Origin of the sequence: Pedobacter foliorum, from assembly GCF_013266735.1 — a bacterium.
Taxonomy (GTDB): domain Bacteria; phylum Bacteroidota; class Bacteroidia; order Sphingobacteriales; family Sphingobacteriaceae; genus Pedobacter; species Pedobacter foliorum.
Window position 1 is genome coordinate 433,616 of record NZ_JABSNU010000003.1, and the last position, 18,633, is coordinate 452,248.

The 18,633-nt window shown below is 35.5% G+C and carries 19 protein-coding genes; 16 read left to right on the forward strand and 3 right to left on the reverse strand.

What is annotated here, in order from left to right:
* The first annotated feature begins 12 nt into the window (after window positions 1-12).
* From HQN83_RS08655 to HQN83_RS08720, 14 genes are all read left to right on the forward strand, one after another.
* The gene (locus tag HQN83_RS08655) at window positions 13-1,227 is read left to right on the forward strand and encodes a quinol:cytochrome C oxidoreductase (RefSeq protein WP_173089933.1); all 1,215 of its coding nucleotides are present in this window, start codon (window positions 13-15) and stop codon (window positions 1,225-1,227) included.
* Between the two features lie 68 nt (window positions 1,228-1,295).
* Window positions 1,296-2,537, forward strand: coding sequence for a cytochrome c oxidase subunit II (locus HQN83_RS08660; protein ID WP_173089934.1), 1,242 nt, complete (start codon window positions 1,296-1,298; stop codon window positions 2,535-2,537).
* Between the two features lie 20 nt (window positions 2,538-2,557).
* Window positions 2,558-4,450, forward strand: coding sequence for a cytochrome c oxidase subunit I (locus HQN83_RS08665; protein ID WP_173089935.1), 1,893 nt, complete (start codon window positions 2,558-2,560; stop codon window positions 4,448-4,450).
* Between the two features lie 85 nt (window positions 4,451-4,535).
* On the forward strand, window positions 4,536-5,600 hold the full coding sequence (locus tag HQN83_RS08670) for a COX15/CtaA family protein (RefSeq protein ID WP_173089936.1): 1,065 nt from the start codon (window positions 4,536-4,538) through the stop codon (window positions 5,598-5,600).
* Window positions 5,601-5,611: 11 nt separating this feature from the next.
* Window positions 5,612-6,490 (forward strand): heme o synthase, encoded by an 879-nt coding sequence (gene cyoE / locus HQN83_RS08675; RefSeq protein ID WP_173089937.1) that lies wholly within the window; start codon window positions 5,612-5,614, stop codon window positions 6,488-6,490.
* 6 nt (window positions 6,491-6,496) lie between these two features.
* Window positions 6,497-7,087 carry a cytochrome c oxidase subunit 3 gene (locus tag HQN83_RS08680; protein ID WP_173089938.1) on the forward strand — a complete coding sequence of 197 codons (591 nt, stop codon included), beginning with the start codon at window positions 6,497-6,499 and terminating at the stop codon, window positions 7,085-7,087.
* Between the two features lie 30 nt (window positions 7,088-7,117).
* Complete coding sequence (locus HQN83_RS08685) at window positions 7,118-7,825, forward strand: cytochrome c oxidase subunit 3 (protein ID WP_173089939.1); 708 nt, start codon at window positions 7,118-7,120, stop codon at window positions 7,823-7,825.
* Between the two features lie 20 nt (window positions 7,826-7,845).
* Window positions 7,846-8,205: a cytochrome C oxidase subunit IV family protein gene (locus HQN83_RS08690; RefSeq protein ID WP_173089940.1), complete on the forward strand. Its 360-nt coding sequence runs from the start codon at window positions 7,846-7,848 to the stop codon at window positions 8,203-8,205.
* Window positions 8,205-8,912 (forward strand): SCO family protein, encoded by a 708-nt coding sequence (locus HQN83_RS08695; RefSeq protein ID WP_173089941.1) that lies wholly within the window; start codon window positions 8,205-8,207, stop codon window positions 8,910-8,912. The genes HQN83_RS08690 and HQN83_RS08695 overlap by 1 nt, the downstream gene beginning before the upstream one ends.
* 21 nt (window positions 8,913-8,933) lie before the next feature.
* Window positions 8,934-9,506, forward strand: a complete 573-nt coding sequence (locus HQN83_RS08700) for a DUF420 domain-containing protein (RefSeq protein WP_173089942.1) — start codon at window positions 8,934-8,936, stop codon at window positions 9,504-9,506.
* A 135-nt stretch (window positions 9,507-9,641) separates the two neighbouring features.
* A complete protein-coding gene (locus HQN83_RS08705; protein ID WP_173089943.1) occupies window positions 9,642-9,896 on the forward strand; it encodes a hypothetical protein in 255 nt (84 codons plus the stop codon).
* Complete coding sequence (locus HQN83_RS08710; RefSeq protein WP_173089944.1) at window positions 9,880-10,278, forward strand: DUF983 domain-containing protein; 399 nt, start codon at window positions 9,880-9,882, stop codon at window positions 10,276-10,278. The genes HQN83_RS08705 and HQN83_RS08710 overlap by 17 nt, the downstream gene beginning before the upstream one ends.
* Window positions 10,275-10,937, forward strand: coding sequence for a DUF2461 domain-containing protein (locus tag HQN83_RS08715; RefSeq protein ID WP_173089945.1), 663 nt, complete (start codon window positions 10,275-10,277; stop codon window positions 10,935-10,937). The genes HQN83_RS08710 and HQN83_RS08715 overlap by 4 nt, the downstream gene beginning before the upstream one ends.
* An 85-nt stretch (window positions 10,938-11,022) precedes the next feature.
* Complete coding sequence (locus HQN83_RS08720; protein WP_173089946.1) at window positions 11,023-11,865, forward strand: OmpA/MotB family protein; 843 nt, start codon at window positions 11,023-11,025, stop codon at window positions 11,863-11,865.
* Between the two features lie 155 nt (window positions 11,866-12,020).
* Here the strand turns inward: HQN83_RS08720 and rfbC are convergent, their stop codons facing one another.
* From rfbC to HQN83_RS08735, 3 genes are read right to left on the reverse strand one after another with little or no spacing between them, the layout of a single operon-like run.
* Window positions 12,021-12,575 (reverse strand): dTDP-4-dehydrorhamnose 3,5-epimerase, encoded by a 555-nt coding sequence (gene rfbC, locus HQN83_RS08725; protein ID WP_173089947.1) that lies wholly within the window; start codon window positions 12,573-12,575, stop codon window positions 12,021-12,023.
* 8 nt (window positions 12,576-12,583) lie between these two features.
* A complete protein-coding gene (locus HQN83_RS08730) occupies window positions 12,584-12,886 on the reverse strand; it encodes a DUF4286 family protein (RefSeq protein WP_173089948.1) in 303 nt (100 codons plus the stop codon).
* A gap of 15 nt (window positions 12,887-12,901) precedes the next feature.
* Window positions 12,902-14,710 carry a tetratricopeptide repeat protein gene (locus HQN83_RS08735; protein ID WP_173089949.1) on the reverse strand — a complete coding sequence of 603 codons (1,809 nt, stop codon included), beginning with the start codon at window positions 14,708-14,710 and terminating at the stop codon, window positions 12,902-12,904.
* Between the two features lie 316 nt (window positions 14,711-15,026).
* Here HQN83_RS08735 and HQN83_RS08740 point away from each other — a divergent pair, with 316 nt between their 5' ends.
* Window positions 15,027-16,919: a S9 family peptidase gene (locus tag HQN83_RS08740; protein ID WP_173089950.1), complete on the forward strand. Its 1,893-nt coding sequence runs from the start codon at window positions 15,027-15,029 to the stop codon at window positions 16,917-16,919.
* Between the two features lie 10 nt (window positions 16,920-16,929).
* Window positions 16,930-18,597 carry a sensor histidine kinase gene (locus tag HQN83_RS08745; protein ID WP_173089951.1) on the forward strand — a complete coding sequence of 556 codons (1,668 nt, stop codon included), beginning with the start codon at window positions 16,930-16,932 and terminating at the stop codon, window positions 18,595-18,597.
* The last annotated feature ends 36 nt before the right edge of the window (window positions 18,598-18,633 follow it).

The following is an 18,633-nucleotide window of genomic DNA, read 5'->3' on the forward strand; positions in this document are numbered from 1 at the left end:
AAGAAGAAATAAATGGGAACTCACAATTATAATTTAACTGAGCAGTTTGAGTTTACAGGTAAAGCAAAGAACCTAAGCATAATCGCTATAGTAATAGGATTATTGGCTATAGGCTACGGCTTTTCGGCTGAGGCGCTTCACGAGCGTACTTTTGCTAACCTGTTATTAATGGCTTATTACTTCGCTTGTGTTTGTATGTCAGGCGCATTCTTTTTAGCTGTTCAATTTGTAGCACAGGCTGGTTGGTCTGCAGCTATACTACGTGTACCTCAAGCAATGGCTAAAGCATTACCAATTGCGGTAGTGATTTTAATTGCTGTTATGGCTGCAGGTTTATATACTCACAATTTATATCATCATTGGAATGCTCCGGGTTTAACCGATCCTAAAAGCGAAAACTTTGATAAATTAATACAAGGTAAGTCAGCATTTCTAAATGTGCCTTTCTTTATGGCCCGTCAGGTAATCTTCTTAGGTGTATATAGCTTTTTCGCTTTATTACTTGCTAAATTATCTAATAACGAAGATTTAGAGGGTGGCTTAAATTCATACAGAAAAAGCTTTAAGTATTCATGTGTATTTCTTGTGATCTACGGATTTACTACACCAATATTTGCTTTCGATACTGTGATGTCACTTGAAGCACACTGGTTCTCTACAATGTTTGGATGGTATAACTTTGCAGCAATGTGGGTTAGCAGTTTAGCTACTATAGCTATTATCCTTATCCTTTTAAGGAAATCAGGTTATATGGCTTGGGTAAACAACAGTCACTTACATAACTTAGGTCAGTTTATCTTTGGTTTCTCTATCTTCTGGACCTATGTATGGTTTGCTCAGTTCTTGCTTATCTACTATGCAAATATGCCAGAGGAGACAGTATATTTTTACAAAAGATTTGATAACTATGAGTTCTGGTTCTACCTGAATTTAGTTTTAAACTTCCTTGCACCGTTATTGCTGTTAATGGACAGAGATAATAAAAGACAGGAAAATATTTTATTGACAGTATCGATCATTGTATTATGTGGTCACTGGGTTGATTATTACCAAATGATTATGCCAGGAACTGTTGAGGAACACCATGGTTTTGGTATTATTGAAGTTGGTACTGCAATAGGTTTTGTAGGTTTGTTTACCTTTACCGTTTTAAATGGATTAAGCAAGAAACCTTTGATTGCAAAAAACCATCCATTTTTACAAGAAAGTTTAAATCACCATTTGTAATAGGTGATCTGGATAGGATATAATAAATAATAGTATAATAGAAGTACAGTGTTACTACTTTTAAGGAAATGAGTCTAAGAAAATTAATAAGTAATAAAACAATAGCGGCACTAGCAGTGATTGTAACTGCATTTGCAAATACAAGCGCGTTTGCACAGGCGGCCGCTGCAACCGCTGAGAAACCTGTTGATATGGGGCCGATTTATAAAACGGCAACGTTCTATGTTCTTGCATTTTTACTGGTTTGCTTATTTGTAGCAATAGTTGGTAAGGCATTAAAGGTTTATGAATTGACCCGTGAGGCTCAAGATAAACCGAAAGGAATTAACTGGGATGCAGTAAACGGAGGTTTATTCGCCTTGTTCCTTATAGTAGGTTTATATGGAGTATATTGGGAATATACAGTTCATGGAAACATGATCTTACCTGAGGCAGCTTCTGAGCATGGTAAGAAAATCGATCAGATGTTCAATATTACATTGATTCTTACTACTATTGTTTTCATTGTAACACATATTCTTTTATTTGCTTTCGCTTATTTCTATAAACATAGCGGAAAAAGAAAAGCTTATTACTATCCTCATAACAATACTATTGAACGTATCTGGACTATCATTCCAGCTTTAGTTCTAACAGTTCTTGTGCTTATGGGATTCCTTACATGGAGATCTATTTTCTATAAAGTTGAAGACCCTAACAATAAGCCTATTAGTATTGAGATAACTTCATCTCAGTTTGCCTGGGCAATTCGTTATGCAGGTGCTGATGGTGTAGTTGGTTTAAAAAACTATAAATTAATTACTTCAGACAATGCTTTGGGAATTGATTTTAAAGATAAAAAGACATTGGATGATCAACTTGCAGAAGTTATGGTTATTCCAGTTAATAAGCCGGTTCGTTTGATTCTTACCAGTAAAGATGTGATCCATAGTTTTTATATGCCACATTTTAGAGTTCAGTTGAATACTGTACCAGGTATGACATCATATTTTGAATTCACTCCTACAATTACTACTGAGGAGATGAAAGCTAAAACAAATGATCCTAAGTTTAAATATTTGTTCTTATGTAACAAGATTTGTGGTGATGGTCACTACAAAATGCAAAGAGAGGTTAAAGTTGTTTCACAAGCGGAATATGATGCTTGGGTTGCTGAATTACCAACATACTTAACTGATGATTTAAGGAAGCAATTTAATTTGCCTGTAGCTTCGGCTCCTGCAACTGAACCAGCTGCTGCAGCTCCTGCTGATAGCGCTGCAAAAGATACTTCTGCAGTTAAAACGAATCAAATAGCTTTAAAAAAATAACAATACTGGAATAGCACATTATGTCAACTATATCATTACACGATACACATAACCACGATAGCCATGATGATCATGGTCATCACAAAGAGACTTTTTTAACGAAGTACGTCTTTAGTCAGGATCACAAGATGATCGCTAAGCAGTTCTTGATAACTGGTATTATCATGGCTGTTATAGCAATGGGCTTATCTATATTGTTCCGTATACAATTGGCTTGGCCGGATAAAAGTTTCCCTCTTTTAGAAACATTTTTAGGTAAATGGGCTGAAGGTGGAAGGATTAAACCTGACTTTTATTTAGCATTAGTTACCATACATGGTACCATCATGGTATTCTTTGTATTGACGGCTGGTTTGAGTGGTACTTTTAGTAACTTATTAATCCCGCTTCAAATTGGAGCAAGAGATATGGCATCGCCATTCCTTAACATGCTTTCATACTGGTTCTTCTTTACAGCTTGTGTGATCATGATGAGTTCATTCTTTATCCAAACTGGACCTGCAAGTGCTGGATGGACGGTTTATCCACCATTATCTGCATTACCAACTGCTATTAGTGGTTCTGGTTTAGGTATGACCTTATGGTTAATTAGTATGGTACTTTTCGTTGCTTCATCTTTAATGGGTGGTATCAACTATGTAAGTACTATCTTAAACATGCGTACAAAAGGAATGGACTTATGGAAAATGCCATTAACAATATGGGCGTTTTTCTTAACAGCTATTTTAGGTATCTTATCTTTCCCTGTATTAGTTGCAGGTGTTGTATTATTAGTATTTGACCGTAGCTTTGGAACGAGTTTCTATCTTTCTGATATTGTTATGGGTACTCAGGTATTGCCTAATGAAGGTGGATCACCAATTTTATGGCAACACTTATTCTGGTTCTTAGGACACCCTGAGGTATATATTGTAATTATGCCTGCGATGGGATTGTCTTCAGAGATCATGTCTGTGAATGCAAGAAAACCAATTTTCGGTTACCATGCGATGATTTATTCATTAATCGGTATCACAATATTATCATTCATCGTTTGGGGTCACCACATGTTTGTAACGGGTATGAACCCATTATTAGGCGGTGTGTTTATGATTACCACATTGATTATTGCTGTTCCTTCAGCGGTTAAAACATTCAACTGGTTAGCAACATTATGGAGAGGTAATATCAGATTTACTCCAGCAATGTTATTTGCTATTGGTATGGTATCTTTCTTTATATCTGGTGGATTAACCGGTATATTTTTAGGTAATGCTTCATTAGATATTAACTTGCATGATACTTACTTTGTTATTGCTCACTTCCACCTTGTAATGGGATCTGCTGCAATATTTGGTATGCTTGCAGGTGTTTACCATTACTTCCCTAAAATGTTTGGAAGATTAATGAGCAGTAAACTTGGTTATTTACACTTCTGGATCACATTTATCTGTGCTTATTTAGTGTTCTTCCCATTACACTTCTTAGGTCTTGATGGAGTTCCTCGTCGTTATTATGCATTCACTGAATTTGAGTTTATGCAGAAATGGGTTACTGTAAATATTTTAGTTACATGGTCTGCAATTATTGCTGCTTTAGCTCAGGTTGCATTCTTATTTAACTTCTTCTATTCAATCTTCAAAGGTAAGGTATCATCTCAAAACCCTTGGGGCGCAAATACACTAGAGTGGACTACTCCTGTAGAGCGTTTACATGGTAACTGGCCAGGTGAGATTCCAACTGTTTATCGTTGGCCATATGACTATAGCAAACCAGGTGCTGAGGAAGACTTTATTCCTCAAACAGTGCCTTTCTCTCAAACTATGAGCTCAAATATGCCTCATGATTTTGAAGGAAACGCTGAAGCTGAGCGTATACAAAGAGAATGGGAAGAGAAAGAAGCAGCAGCTACAGGCAAAACAAAATTAGACTAGCTTATAGTTTATAATATGATGAGGTATCTGCAGTAGGTAAATACTTACAACAGATACCTCATTTTTTTTAAATCTAATACATACCATGGTTCCTAAATCTGAGAAGAGATTTATCAGGCTAAACCTTATAACGATAGTTGTAACCTTGCTGCTAATTTTAGCAGGGGGGATAGTACGTAGTACCGGTTCCGGCATGGGTTGCCCTGATTGGCCAAAGTGTTTTGATCAGTACGTACCTCCAACTTCAGCTTCGCAGTTACCCGCTGATTACAAAGAAAAGTATGTAGCTGAACGCGTTGTAAAGAACGAGCGTTTTGCTAAAACACTTGATAAGTTGGGTAAAGGACACCTTGCTGATAGTATCAGACATGATGAATCTATTTTACAGCCTGAGACTTTTAATGTTGGGAAAACCTGGACTGAATATATTAATCGGTTAATGGGTGCCATAACGGGATTTCTATTAGTTGGACTTTTTGTTTATTCTTTTACTTACCGTAAAACAGCAAAGCGTATACTTGTACTAAGTTGGTTAAATTTAGTAGTTGTTGCTTTTCAGGCATGGCTGGGATCTATTGTAGTATCGACTAATCTGGTTCCATGGATTGTTACCGTTCATATGTTACTCGCTTTAGTTATTCTTGCCATATTGGTTTATACCTATAATTATGCACAACAAATGCATAAGTCAGTAACAATAGTTATGGCAAAGGTTGTTTGGTTAAAGGTTTTAATCTTTTTTGCGATAGTAGTAAGTATACTACAAATTGTTTTAGGGACAGAAGTAAGAGAAGCTGTAGATGCAGTTTCAAAAGCCTTAATGTATAATGACCGTGAAATTTGGCTAACTAAAGTGGGCAAGATTTTCTCTTATCATAGGGATTCGGCAATGTTGGTTCTAATATTGAACATTATTATCTATAAACTGGTTAAAGACAGGTTTAATGGTAAAGCGACAGCTTTGATGGTAGCTAATTCAATAGCAATCGTTTTGATTATTCAGATAGTGAGCGGATTAATATTGTCGAACTTTGCATTACCACCTTATGCTCAGGCATTACATATTTTATTTTCAACCTTATTGTTTAGTCTGCAATATTATCTGTATTTGTTGGTTTACAAAACAGATACTTACAATCAAGAGCATTAATTATATATAATTTGAAACAGTTTTTAACAGATTTTTCTAAGCTCATTAAATTCAGACTTACCTTTCTGGTTGTTTTTTCTGCATCGGTTACTTTTTTAATTGGATCGCAGGTAGAAATTGCCGGAGTAGTTCCTGGTATAGACTGGACTAAGTGGCTTATTCTGATAGCAGGTGGATTCCTTGTTACGTCTGCGGCAAATTGCTTCAACGAAGTAATTGAAGTTGACCTGGACAAGCTAATGACTCGAACAAAAGATCGTCCTATGCCTGCAGGACATATGACTACAGGTCAAGGTTTAGTATCTGGATTAGTAATGGGGATGCTTGGAACATGGTTATTGGGTAAACTAAATATCGAAACTGGTCTATTGTCAGTGTTTTCGATATTTTTGTATGCTTTTGCTTATACTCCTTTAAAGCGTAAGTCGCCTATTGCTGTGTTTGTTGGTGCCATTCCGGGAGCTTTGCCTCCGCTTATTGGATATGTTGCAGCTCATGGAAAAATAGATGAAATAGCAGTTATACTTTTCCTGGTGCAATTTGTATGGCAGTTCCCACATTTCTGGTCGATTGCCTGGGTACTTGATGATGATTACAAAAAGGCAGGGTTTAGATTATTGCCGACTACAAAAAGAGATAAAACAAGTGCATTTATAACGTTTCTCAGCACGTTAATATTGATACCGGTTAGTTTATTGCCTACATTTTATGGATTTGGGGGATATTATATAGCCGGAGTATCATTAGTTGCAGGATTGATATTTGCGTGGCTAGCGTTTAAAATGTGGGTTAATATGGATTTGGCAAGTGCAAGAAAGGTAATGTTCTGTTCCTTTTTTTATCTGCCATTAGTGCAAGTGATTTTATTTTTTGATTTTATAGCTAAATAATTAAAAATGGTACACACATTAAATAAAGAAGACATGAATTCTTCAACACCTATAGATACCAGACCTAAAAAGTTTGTTATCTGGTTGTTTGTTGTTTCTTCTACTATTATGTTTGGGGGTTGGACAAGTTATTATATTGTTTTCGCAGCCTCAAAAGGTAAGGGCCACGGATTGGTACTGCCTGATGTTTTCATTTATAGCACAGCTGCATTATTATGTAGCAGTATTTGCTTATTTCTGGCATCAAGAGCATTAAGAAATGGTCAAATTTCAAAACAAAGATTGTTCTTATGGCTAACAATTGGTCTGGGAATAGTATTTGGATATCTGCAGGTAGAAGCTTGGTCGTCTCTATATAATAGCGGAGCAGCAATGGTAAATAATAATGCTGCTATCTCTGTTATCTATGTAGTTTCAGGTTTCCACTTACTACACATTTTCGCAGGTTTATGTATTGTATTAAATGCCCTTATTGGGGCTTATAAAGAAATGCCCGTAGAAACGCGCAAGTACCGGATGGAAATTGCTTCTATATTTTGGCATTTTATAGATATATTATGGATATATCTGTATGTTTTTTTACTTTTGAACAGTTAGAATTTTTAACAAACTATTACTATTTACAAAATGAGTTCATTATCACAATTAGATCAGGTAAAAACTACTCCATGGAGTGGGGGCCGCTCGCCGTGGTCAGTAGAGTACGGCAAAATAATGATGTGGTTTTTTCTGGTTTCTGATGCATTCACATTTTCGTCATTATTGATCTATTACGGAGCACAGCGCTTCAGTAAGTTTACATGGCCAGATCCGGATTTGGTTTTCCAATCTATTCCAGGCATAGCCGATAAAGGTGCACCACTGGTTTTTGTGGGTATTATGACGTTTATTTTGATCATGAGCTCGGTAACTATGGTACTTGCAGTAGAGGCCGGTCACAGACGCTCTAAAAAAGAAGTAGTATGGTGGATGGTTGCTACTATTATAGGTGGTTTAATGTTCCTTGGTTGTCAGGCTGCAGAATGGACGCATTTGTTCCATGAAGGGTTTGGTTGGGGAAAGATTCCAACAATGGAAACCTTACATCATTTGTTTACTGGTGAAGTATCTACAGTATCTGCACTTCAGTTCTCAAACCTGTTCTTTACAATTACAGGATTCCACGGATTCCACGTATTTAGTGGTGTGATCATTAATATCATCATTTTATGTATGACAATTAATGGTACTTTCGAAAAACGCGGTCATTACTTAATGGTTGAAAAGGTTGGTTTATACTGGCACTTTGTTGATCTTGTTTGGGTATTCGTGTTTACATTCTTCTATCTAGTTTAATCTTTCTCAATTAAAATATTATGTCAGAAATACATACAGATCACTCTCACGACGAGCATGCACATGGTGAACATGCTGGGTTAGACAAAAAGAAAATATGGCAGGTATTTGGTATCCTGCTTGCAATCACAGTAATTGAGTTTATTATTGCCTTGGTTCTTATACCAGGTGGTCATATGTCTCAGCACGTAGGTAACTTCGTTTACATCGCATTAACTTTATTAAAAGCATTTTATATTGTTGCATACTTTATGCACCTTAAATATGAGAAAGTAGGACTTCAGGTTTCTTTATCCGTTGTGTTTATTTTTATCTTTTACTTTATTGTTTTGATGTTAATTGAAGGCGGATACTTACACTTACATATGCCTTTAGTTTAATGAAGGGTACTCCAATAAAAAAAATCTTAATCCTGGTCACCATATTAGCGGTACCAGGATTTTTGTATTATTTACTCCAGGAAAAAGGGAAAAACAGGTATAAACCACTTCCTATTTTTGGTGAGAAAGTAGTAGCCAGTACATTTCATTCTGTGAGGGGTAATAAAGTGCCGGATACAATTTACCATGAGGTTAATGATTTTAAATTAGTTAATCAAAATGGTGATTCTGTTAGCTTAAGTAGCTATAACAATAAGATTTTAATAGTTAGTTTGTTCTATAGTAAAGGCGAGGTAAATGGCGCAGGATTTACTACAAAGGCAATGAAGGGTTTTAATGAAACTTATCAGCATAATAAGGCTATTCATTTTGTAGGAATCAGTATTGATCCTCAGACTGACAAACCTCAAGTGCTTTCGAATTTCGCTAAAACACTTTCCGCAAATGCAGGAAAATGGGATTTGTTAACTGGAGATAGTACCCAGTTATTTACATTAGTAAAAAAGGGATTGGCCTTAGATGCGCATCAAGAGCAGATTGGTTCTGAGCGTAAATTTATTCATAGCAATATGCTTGTATTGCTTGATACTCATCGTCGCATAAGAGGTTATTACGAGGCTACCAGCCGTGAAGCCTTATTAAAACTAGATGATGAAATTAAAGTGTTGTTAGCAGAAGAGTTAAGGAACTCTAGAGACGGTAGATAAGAAGTTCTAAATTGATAGGATATGAATTTTAACGATAAGTTTTTTTTAAGATTAATATGGATTGTAACGGCAGTTGTTTTACTTGTTGTTATTGCATTAAAGCTAATTCCACCACCGGAAAATAAGCCATCGTTCATATATCTGTTTCCTCATATTATTGGAGGTATTAATGCAACCTGTTCAGTACTGCTTGTGGTATCTTTAATTTTTATAAAAAGAAAGAACATACAAGCTCACAAGGTGACTAATGTAATTACATTTATCCTTTCAGCAATCTTTCTACTTTTTTATATCGTTTTTCATCTTTATGAAAAAGACACTAAGTTTGGAGATATAGATCATGATGGTATACTATCGGCAGTTGAATTGGCTGCTGTAGGCTCTACCCGTTATATTTATTTCTTTATCCTTGCCACCCATATTATCCTTGCTATTATCGTACTGCCATTAATCCTTGTAAGCTTTTTAAGAGGATTTAATATGCAAGTGGAGCGTCATAAGAAGATTGTAAGATGGGCTTACCCAGTATGGTTATATGTAGCTGTAACAGGCGTAGTTGTATATCTAATGATATCTCCCTATTATAATTTTTAAGATATTTTGAGAAGCTGTGTTTAACCAGCTTCTGTTAGGCCCTCTGCCCTATAAGGCAGAGGGCTTTTTTATTTAATGACAGGCTTATTGCGCTTCATTTCCTTTTATAAATGTTTCTTTACCTATATTTGCAACATGAAAAAGATAGCAGTTATCTTCCTCTTTATGATTCTGTTGACAGTATCATCTTCGAATAGTGCGAATGCACAATGTGCAATGTGTACTGTAAGTGCAGAACAAAGTGTAAAGAATGGTAATACACAGGGAAAAGGTCTAAATTCAGGTATTTTATATCTTTTGGCTATCCCATATCTTCTAATATCCGGAATGGGCGTGTTGTGGTATGTGAAGTACCGAAAAAAAACTGTCAGCTATGCAGAAAACATCTAAGTTATATGCGCTCGTTCATGGAAAATGCCCTCAATGCAGAAGAGGAGACATCTTTACCGGAAGTCTTTACGGTTTTAACATACAGCATACCAATACTGTATGCGGACATTGTGGTCAGCGCTTTGAAATAGAACCTGGTTATTTTTATGCAGCAATGTATGTGAGTTATGCAATGAATTGCGCTGAAATGATTGCATTAGGAATAGCGACTTATGTATTGTCAGGTGGAAACCTTGAGTTCGAATCTTTATGGCTTTATCTCTCTGTAATCTTTACCGGATGCTTAATTTTAGCTCCATTCAATTATCGTTATTCCCGGGTGATTTTATTACATTGGCTATCTCCAAAAATAAAGTATAACGCCTATTACGATAAACCATGATTAAGCCAGAAACACTCGTTTTTATTACTGATGTAGCTCAAAACAACAACCGTGAATGGTTTGCCGAAAACAAAAACAGGTATGAAACTGCAAAAGCTGATGTATTGGCTTTTATTGATCAGCTGATTCCTAAGCTAGCTGCAATAGATCCTGAATTTTCTATTGATACCCCCGCTAAAAAATGTCTGCTTCGTATTTATAGGGATGTTCGTTTTAGTAAAAACAAAGACCCTTACAAGAATAATTTTGGTATTTCCTTTAATATCAAAGGAAGTGATATTCATGGTCCTGGATACTATCTTCATATACAGCCAGGGGAGTGCTTTCTAGGAGCAGGGTTCTGGATGCCTGAAGCATCAGTTTTAAAAAGTGTCAGAGAAGAAATTGATTATAATACTTCAGAATTTCTGAGCATAATTGAAGCAAAAAGCTTTAAGAATATTTTTAGTTTAAGTGAAGAAGATAAGCTAAAAAAAGCTCCAAAAGGCTATGAAACGGATCATCCTCAAATAGAGTTGTTAAAATTAAAGAGCTTTATTGCAATCTGCCCTTTAAAAGATGACGAGTTCTTAAAACCAGAAATCGTTGATAAGTTGAAAACTGCTTTTGAAAGTGTTTATCCTTTTATTCTATTTTTGAGAAACGCAGTAGCGCAATAAATTTATCGAAAAACGCGTATAGGGTTAGAGCCTAAATCAATAGGCTTGTGCGCGTTTTCTTAATCACTAAATTAATAACACATTAATGAAAAAAATTAGTTTATTCTTATTCGTTGGACTGTTTGTCAGTGCATTCAGCTCCTGCGTTGTTCTATCTCCTAAAAAATACAAGTCATTACTTGCCACTCAAGATTCATTACGCACTGGCTGGAGTGATTCGCAAGCGAAGAATGAGAGCCTTGAAAGTCTTATCGCAAGATTAAGAAAAGATACTACTGGCTTAAGTAGTGCATTAAATGATTTAAAGGGCAAGTATTCTGAAATGGATAGTAATTATGCCAAGCTAAAGAATAACAGCTCTACAGAGATCAGTAAGCTTTCTAACGATCTTAAAAAGCGAGAACAACGCTTAAAGGAAGTTGAAGAAATCTTGCGTAAGCGCGATGAAGCAACAAATCAGTTAAAAGAAAAATTACAGCAAGCTCTTTTAGGCTTTACTAAAAATGGTTTAACTGTTGAAATTAGAAACGGGAAAGTATATGTGTCGCTAACGGATAAATTATTATTTCCTTCCGGAAGTATCATTATTGATGAAAAGGGAAAACAGGCTTTGAGTCAACTGGCGGATGTATTGAAACAGCAGCCGGAAATTAATATAGCCGTTGAAGGACATACTGATTCTCAAAAAATCACTAACCTTGGGCAAATTAAAGACAACTGGGATTTAAGTGTTTTAAGATCAACCTCTGTAGTTCGTTACTTAACTGAAGTTAGTAAGGTTGAAAGTGTTCGTATGACAGCAACAGGTAAGGGAGAATTTCAACCTCTTGATGCGAATACAACGGCAGAAGGTAGAAGCAAGAATCGTAGAATAGAGATTGTACTTTCTCCAAAATTGGATGAACTTTACGATTTGATCAAGCAATAAAATAAAAGCTCGCTGTTCTATTCTAAGGCTGAACTTCGAAGGGGAAGTTCTAAGGCCTTTTCATAGAAAACTCGCTTTTTGGCAAAAATAAAAGTGCCCCGTTAAGATTTTAACGGGGCACTTTTATTTAAGTTTATTTGTAAATATAACAAGACTTAAAAAGGACTATCAAAGTCTTTGAAAGCTGGTAGTACCAGATCTTTTTCAGAGAGCAATAAATCTTCTTTTGTAATGTTGCTATTCCAGTCTATATTTAAGTCAGCATCATTCCATATTACACCAATTTCTGAAGCTTTATCGTAGTAACTGGTTACTTTATAGGTGAAAATAGTATTATCTTCAAGAGTTAAGAATCCATGCAAAAACCCAGGAGGTACCCATAATTGCTTATGGTTTTCGCTACTTAGCTCAATACTAAAATATTGGCCGTATGTATCTGATTGCTTTCTGATATCTACTGCTATATCTAAAACCTTTCCTTGTAAAACCCGTACTAATTTTCCTTGTGCAAAGGGCGCTTTTTGAGCATGAAGCCCACGTAATGCACCTTTCTGAGAAAATGATTGATTGTCTTGAACAAAGTCGGCATTTATGCCTGCATCAGCAAACAACTTTGAATTATAGCTTTCGTAAAAATATCCACGATTGTCTTTCCAGACTTTGGGCTCAATAACTAAAAGATCGGAAATAGGAGTTTTTGTAATATTCATAAAAGAGTTTAAGCGAGATATTCCATTAAAGAAGTAAAGGAAACTTGTTGGTTTTTGAAGTTCTCATTTACTTTGTCTTGTAACGAAGGGGCATGTTTATCCTTATATTCTAAGTAATTGTCCATGTTCTCAGTTATATACTGCGCGCAGTACGTTACACCTTCGTTTGGGGAGTCGATTACTTTTAGAAGTTTGTAGGATACAAATAGGCCTGTTTCCATTACTTGTTGGATGTGGATTTCCTGCATCCATTGAAGCCAGCGGTCTGCCGAATTATCTTCAATAATTGTGGTTACATTGTATAATAACATAGTACAAAGATAGAACTATGTACCAATATTATCTCCACGAAGTTTTCTAAAACGCTTTCGCGCTTCTGTGGTAAACATACTTCCGGGATAATCATTAATTAGTTTTTGATATAGTATTTTGGCTTCTTCATTATTCTTTAAATTTCTCTCGTAGAGATCTGCTAATGTAAATAAGGCATCATCAGCCCAAAGACTAGTTCCTTGTTGATCTATGAGCTCTTTAAGCACCTTTACTGCATTGTTTATATCATTTGTTTTGATGTATATCCTTGATTTCGCCATTAGAATATCATCCGTTAAACTATTGTTTGGGAAAGCTAATGCAATGCTGTCCAGTTTTGTGAGGGCTTTAGCCGGCAGATTTCTAAATTCAAGCATCTCAGCATCTGCATACATCTTAAGTGCATTACTATCTGTTTTTGACTGCAAATTATCAGAAATCATTAAACTCAAGTTTAACGCATCGTTTGCAATTAATTGAGAAGTAGATGCCTTTAAAACATCTGCCTGAGATTTTGCATAAGAAAAATTACCTTGATAAAAGGAAAGTTTAGCCGAACGAAAGTGAGCTTCATTGCCTACAGCCTGATTTTCAAATTGCTTAGCAACCTGCTCATAAATTAAAAAAGCCTCCCATGGTTGTTGTGTTAAAATATAGATGTCACCGAGATCAAGTTTCATTTGGCCGGTCTCGGCTGCTGAGAGACCGTTAATTGCTAATGCATCTTCAAGTGTTTTTTCCGCTTTGCTTAAATCATTAAGATAGTATGCTTGCAGATTAGCCAATTTCTTCATTGCAAACACTGTCTGTGCTGTTTTTCCATACTCTTCAATGATAGCAGTATACTCAGCTCCTAAATCAGTAATAGCCTTTTTGTCAAATTGACCGGTAGTTGCCATCTGATATTTTGCACTTATCATTTCTATCCTCGCTGATAAAAAGTATGGGTTTTCCTTGCCTTTGCTAACGATGTATTCAAAGGCCTTTATGGCTGTAGTATAAGCCTGGTTAGCTAGAAAAGTGTTAGCCGTATTAAACAATATTGCGCCATCGTCTTTTATACGCTTGTCTTGTGCTATCAATTGTCTTAATGCCATTTCATACTCCTGCTGCTGGAGGTATTGCCATATCAAAAGTTTGGTATAGATTTCTGTTTGTGGCTCTTTCTGTATTTTTTTTAATAAGGCAGCCTGTAGAATAAGATAATCAGCATTGTCTTCCAGGACGGAGGATAGTACACTTTCTGCCTGAGGTAATAGCTCGGGCATTTGTGGAAGTGCATTGATATATTCCTGTACAAGCATATTCTTGTCCTTTTTGTAGCGATAGATGCTTAGAAGTTCGTAAGTGAAGATTTTTTCGTTGTTTAAGATCTTTCTGCCCTGTAGAAAGGTTGATATGGCGAGGTCATAGGCCTGAAAACTATAAAAGATATTTGCAACCTCTCTTATCTTGAATTCGTCGGCAGGTAAATTATTCAACGTTTCCATGTATGCCTTATTTGCAGCATCCAATTGTCCTTTTTCCTGATAAACCCGAGCAAGTGCCATGGTATAATGTAGGTTTTTCGGATTCTGCTTAATCAGTTTTTTTGCAATTTTTTCAGCCTCTTCCAGTTTTTTGAGCTTAATAAGAGAGGTGTAATACAGATCAAAGTAGGTGTCGTTTTTGGTTGTATTAAATAGTTTTTCCAGTAAAATGGATGCTTCCTGATATTGACCTTGTTGGTAATATTGAAAAGCCAACCCTTCATCTGCATTGCTTTGAGCAGAACAAAGAAAGCTTGCATAACAGAAAAATAAGGACAGGATTAATTTTTTCATCGGGGGGGCTATCAATAGAGACCCTAAAATAATGATTTGAATCCTAATTTCCTTTCTATTGGTAAAAACATCAATACGTATTTTAAATGTTACTCAAAGAATGTTTTGTATTACTTAATACTTATTCCCTTTGGTTATGAGGCTTTTATTAGTTTTTTTATTGGTTTAAAGCTTAATTGTGCCTAATAGATAATTCACATTAAGTAAATATTTAATTTATTTTGAGCATATTGATATTTGGTTATACGGTAACAATATTAGTGTAAACTAAACTTACACTAACAGTGTTGCGTAGCTTTGTAAGCAGAAAAATGATATGGTTGTATATAAAAAGTACTTTCTTCTTTTCTTATCACTTTTTGCTTTAGCTTGTACACAACAGGAAGGAGTGAGGGTAATGCCTATCGACGATTTTTTTAAATCGCAAAATAGGATCGGCTATAGAATTTCTCCTGATGCAAGAAACTTGTCTTACTTAAGGTTAGATGGCAAGAATCAAAATTTGTATGTAGAGGATATTGAAACTGGTAAGGGGAAAAGGATAACTCAATTAAAGGAAAAGAGCATCATTTTTTATTTTTGGGTAAATAAAGATGAACTCATTTATTATAAAGAAACAGATCAGGCGCTAAGACTTTCTGATATATTCATTATTAACAAGGACGGCAGTAATGAGCGACAACTGACCAATAATGAAAAGAGCAGGATAAAGGTTTTGGATGATCAACTTATGGATGATAAATACCTCCTTGTATCATCTAATAAAAGAGATTCGACAGTTTTTGATGTTTATCGCTTAAATGTTCGTAATGGAAAAATGGATATGGCCGCTAAAAACCCAGGAAATATTACCGATTGGACAACAGACTCTGAAGGTAAACTCCGGTTGGCAACTAGCAGCGATGGCGTAAATGAGACCTTGCTGTATAGAGAAAAAGAGGATCAGGCTTTTAAGCCTATAGTAACCAATAATTTTAAAACTACATTACGACCAATAGCTTTTTCTAAAAATAAGCCCAATGTTATTTATGCGATTTCTAATGTAAACAGGGATAAAGCAGCCCTTGTTGAACTTGATTGTAAATCTGGTAAAGAAATTAAGGTTTTGTTTGGTGATGAAAACATTAATATTACAGATGCCCAATACTCCAGAAGAAAAGGGAAAATGTCTTTTGTCGTTTATGAAACCTGGAAAAAGGAGAAGCATTATCTTGACGATTCAGTAAAGTTATTATATAATAATTTAGATAAGTTACTGCCTAAAACGGAAACAAGGATAATAGATCGAGATAAAGCCGAAACCGTTTTTATAGTTAGAACGTTTACAGATCGGAATCCGGGATCATACTATATTTATTTCCAGGCAAAAGGAAAAATAAGAAAGTTAAGCGACTTCAATTCTGCCATTAATGAAGAAGACATGTGTGAAATGAAACCCATTAGCTACATGACGAGAGATGGGATGAAAATAGAGGGGTATTTAACACTGCCATTAAACAAAAAGTCCGAGAATTTACCTGTTGTAGTGTTGCCCCATGATGGACCTGTAGCAAGAGATAGCTGGGGTTATAATCCCGAAGTGCAGTTCCTGGCAAATAGGGGTTATGCTGTTTTTCAGGTAAATTACAGAGGCTCCTCAGGCTATGGAAAAGCTTTCATGGCCGCAGGTTTTAAACAATGGGGGTGTAAAATACAACATGACATTAACGACGGTGTTAAATGGCTGATAAGTAAGAAAATAGCAGATCCTAAAAGGATTGGAATATACGGAAGTGGCTTCGGTGGATACATTGCACTTAATGGCTTGTATTCTGAAAATAAAACTTATGCTTGCGGAGCATCAAATTCAGCAGTTATTAATTTATTCACTTATCTAAAATCGATACCGCCGTTCTTAAAACCGAAACTGCAAATGTATTATGAGGTTATAGGCAATCCGCTAACGGATGTAGATAAGATGCGTCAATCTTCACCCTTATTTCAGGTTGATAGGATAGAGAAACCCATATTTATTGCCCAAAATACTAAAGACCCTAATATGAATGCCGGCGAAACGATGCAGTTCGTTAAAAATCTCCAAAAGCGAAATATAAGCGTAACCTATTTGGAAAATGATGGCGATCCGTTTCATAGTAAAAATGATGAAGGAAGACAGAAACTATATACTGCCCTTGAATCGTTTTTAGAAGTTAACCTAAAAAAGAAGTAAATTCAACCTCATGTCTTCAGAGAAGAAAAGCGGTTATCGTAAGAATTTCCCATTAATACTCACCTTCATCATTCTGATGTTGGTGCTTTTTTCGCTATCTCTTTTGTTGGCTCATAGGTTTAGTACAAAGTATATAGAAAATCAATTTGTCTCTGAGAAAGTAAATGTATTGGAGCAAAGCATTAAACCGTATAACGATTTCTTTCAGAAAAAACTTCCCGAAGTTTCTTATTACAACGGCTATCTGGATTCGGCAACTGCCGCAAGCTTTGTTGATACTGTACTGCTGGAGTATCCATTTGTATCTAAAGTGATATTTTATGATTCTGAAGTTAAAAATACTCCTGTAAGCGACGGATTAAATATTGGAAAGTTCTCCTTTGGACCTAAAAGTATTTATCAGTTTGGAAGCTTGGTGCCAATGGATTCTGTTAAGCTTTTTTCGAGTGAGAATACGCGTAATTTTATTGCTGGAGACGATTTTAATGCTTTAGCCCTAAAGCTGGTTACCTATATCGAAAGTCTTGATACTAATCGTATACCTAGTCAGGATGAACTCTTTAGTAACTTTAGTAATGTAAGATCCAACAAGATTACCTATTTGAATATCCCAAGAATAGAGGATCTTAAAATGTACAAAGCCATGATGAGGAGGGTTTTAAATCCACAGCCTGTTTATCAGCAGGATATGCTTTCCTTCCAGTTAGATCCATATAAAATAAGGATTATTAATTCCAGGCCATTGCTATATCAATATATCAAAATTGAGCCTCTAACTTACGATCCCATTGAAACATCTTCATTGTATGTTACTACTGAAATAACGTTGCCTGGGCCATTTTCGGACTATAAACTTTATTTCATTTCTTCAAAATCCTTTATTGATAAAGAGATTCTGAGTTATTTTTTGCCGATAGCTTTAGGAGTTTTTCTTTTTTACAGCATTTTGGTATTGGTGGCATTTTTGATTTATAGAAACCTGAACATTAATCAGAAGATGTTTAAACTTCAGTATGATTTCATGAATAACCTTACTCATGAATTTAAAACACCCGTGAGTGTAATTAAAATAGCGGGGAACAATATTAAAAGTGCTTCGAGCCTTACAGATAAGGAATTAAAACTTTATGGAAAAATCCTTGATGAGGAGGCTGATAAACTGAATGGATTAATGAATAAGCTGCTTGCTTTTACGCAAATAGAAAACAAAGCAATACAGCTAAATTCAGAGAAAATTAATATTGCTGATTTTATTGAGAGTACGGTTGAATCGCATCGGCTTAAATACCCTGACTTTGATTTTACCTTTGATGTCAATGGCTTCAAAACATTTATTACTGATCCGGTGTTGCTTGGAAGTCTATTCGACAATCTGGCAGAAAATGCATATAAATATTCACCTGTAGAACGTAAACGTCTTCATATATCTGCCCGTTTAATAAAGGGAAAGGTAGTATTTCGGTTTATTGATCAGGGAATAGGGATTCCTTCGTCAGAAATTAATAATATCTTTAAGAAGTTTTTCCGCATTCAAAACCAGTACAACCAAAATGGAAGTGTGGGGCTTGGCTTGGCTTTCTGTAAGGAACTCGTTAACTTTATGAGTGGCGAGATTACGGTGAAAAGTAAAATTGATAAGGGAACAGAATTTAAAATTGTATTACCATATAATGACTAGAGTCATTATACGTTTGCATTTATAGTGAAATAAATA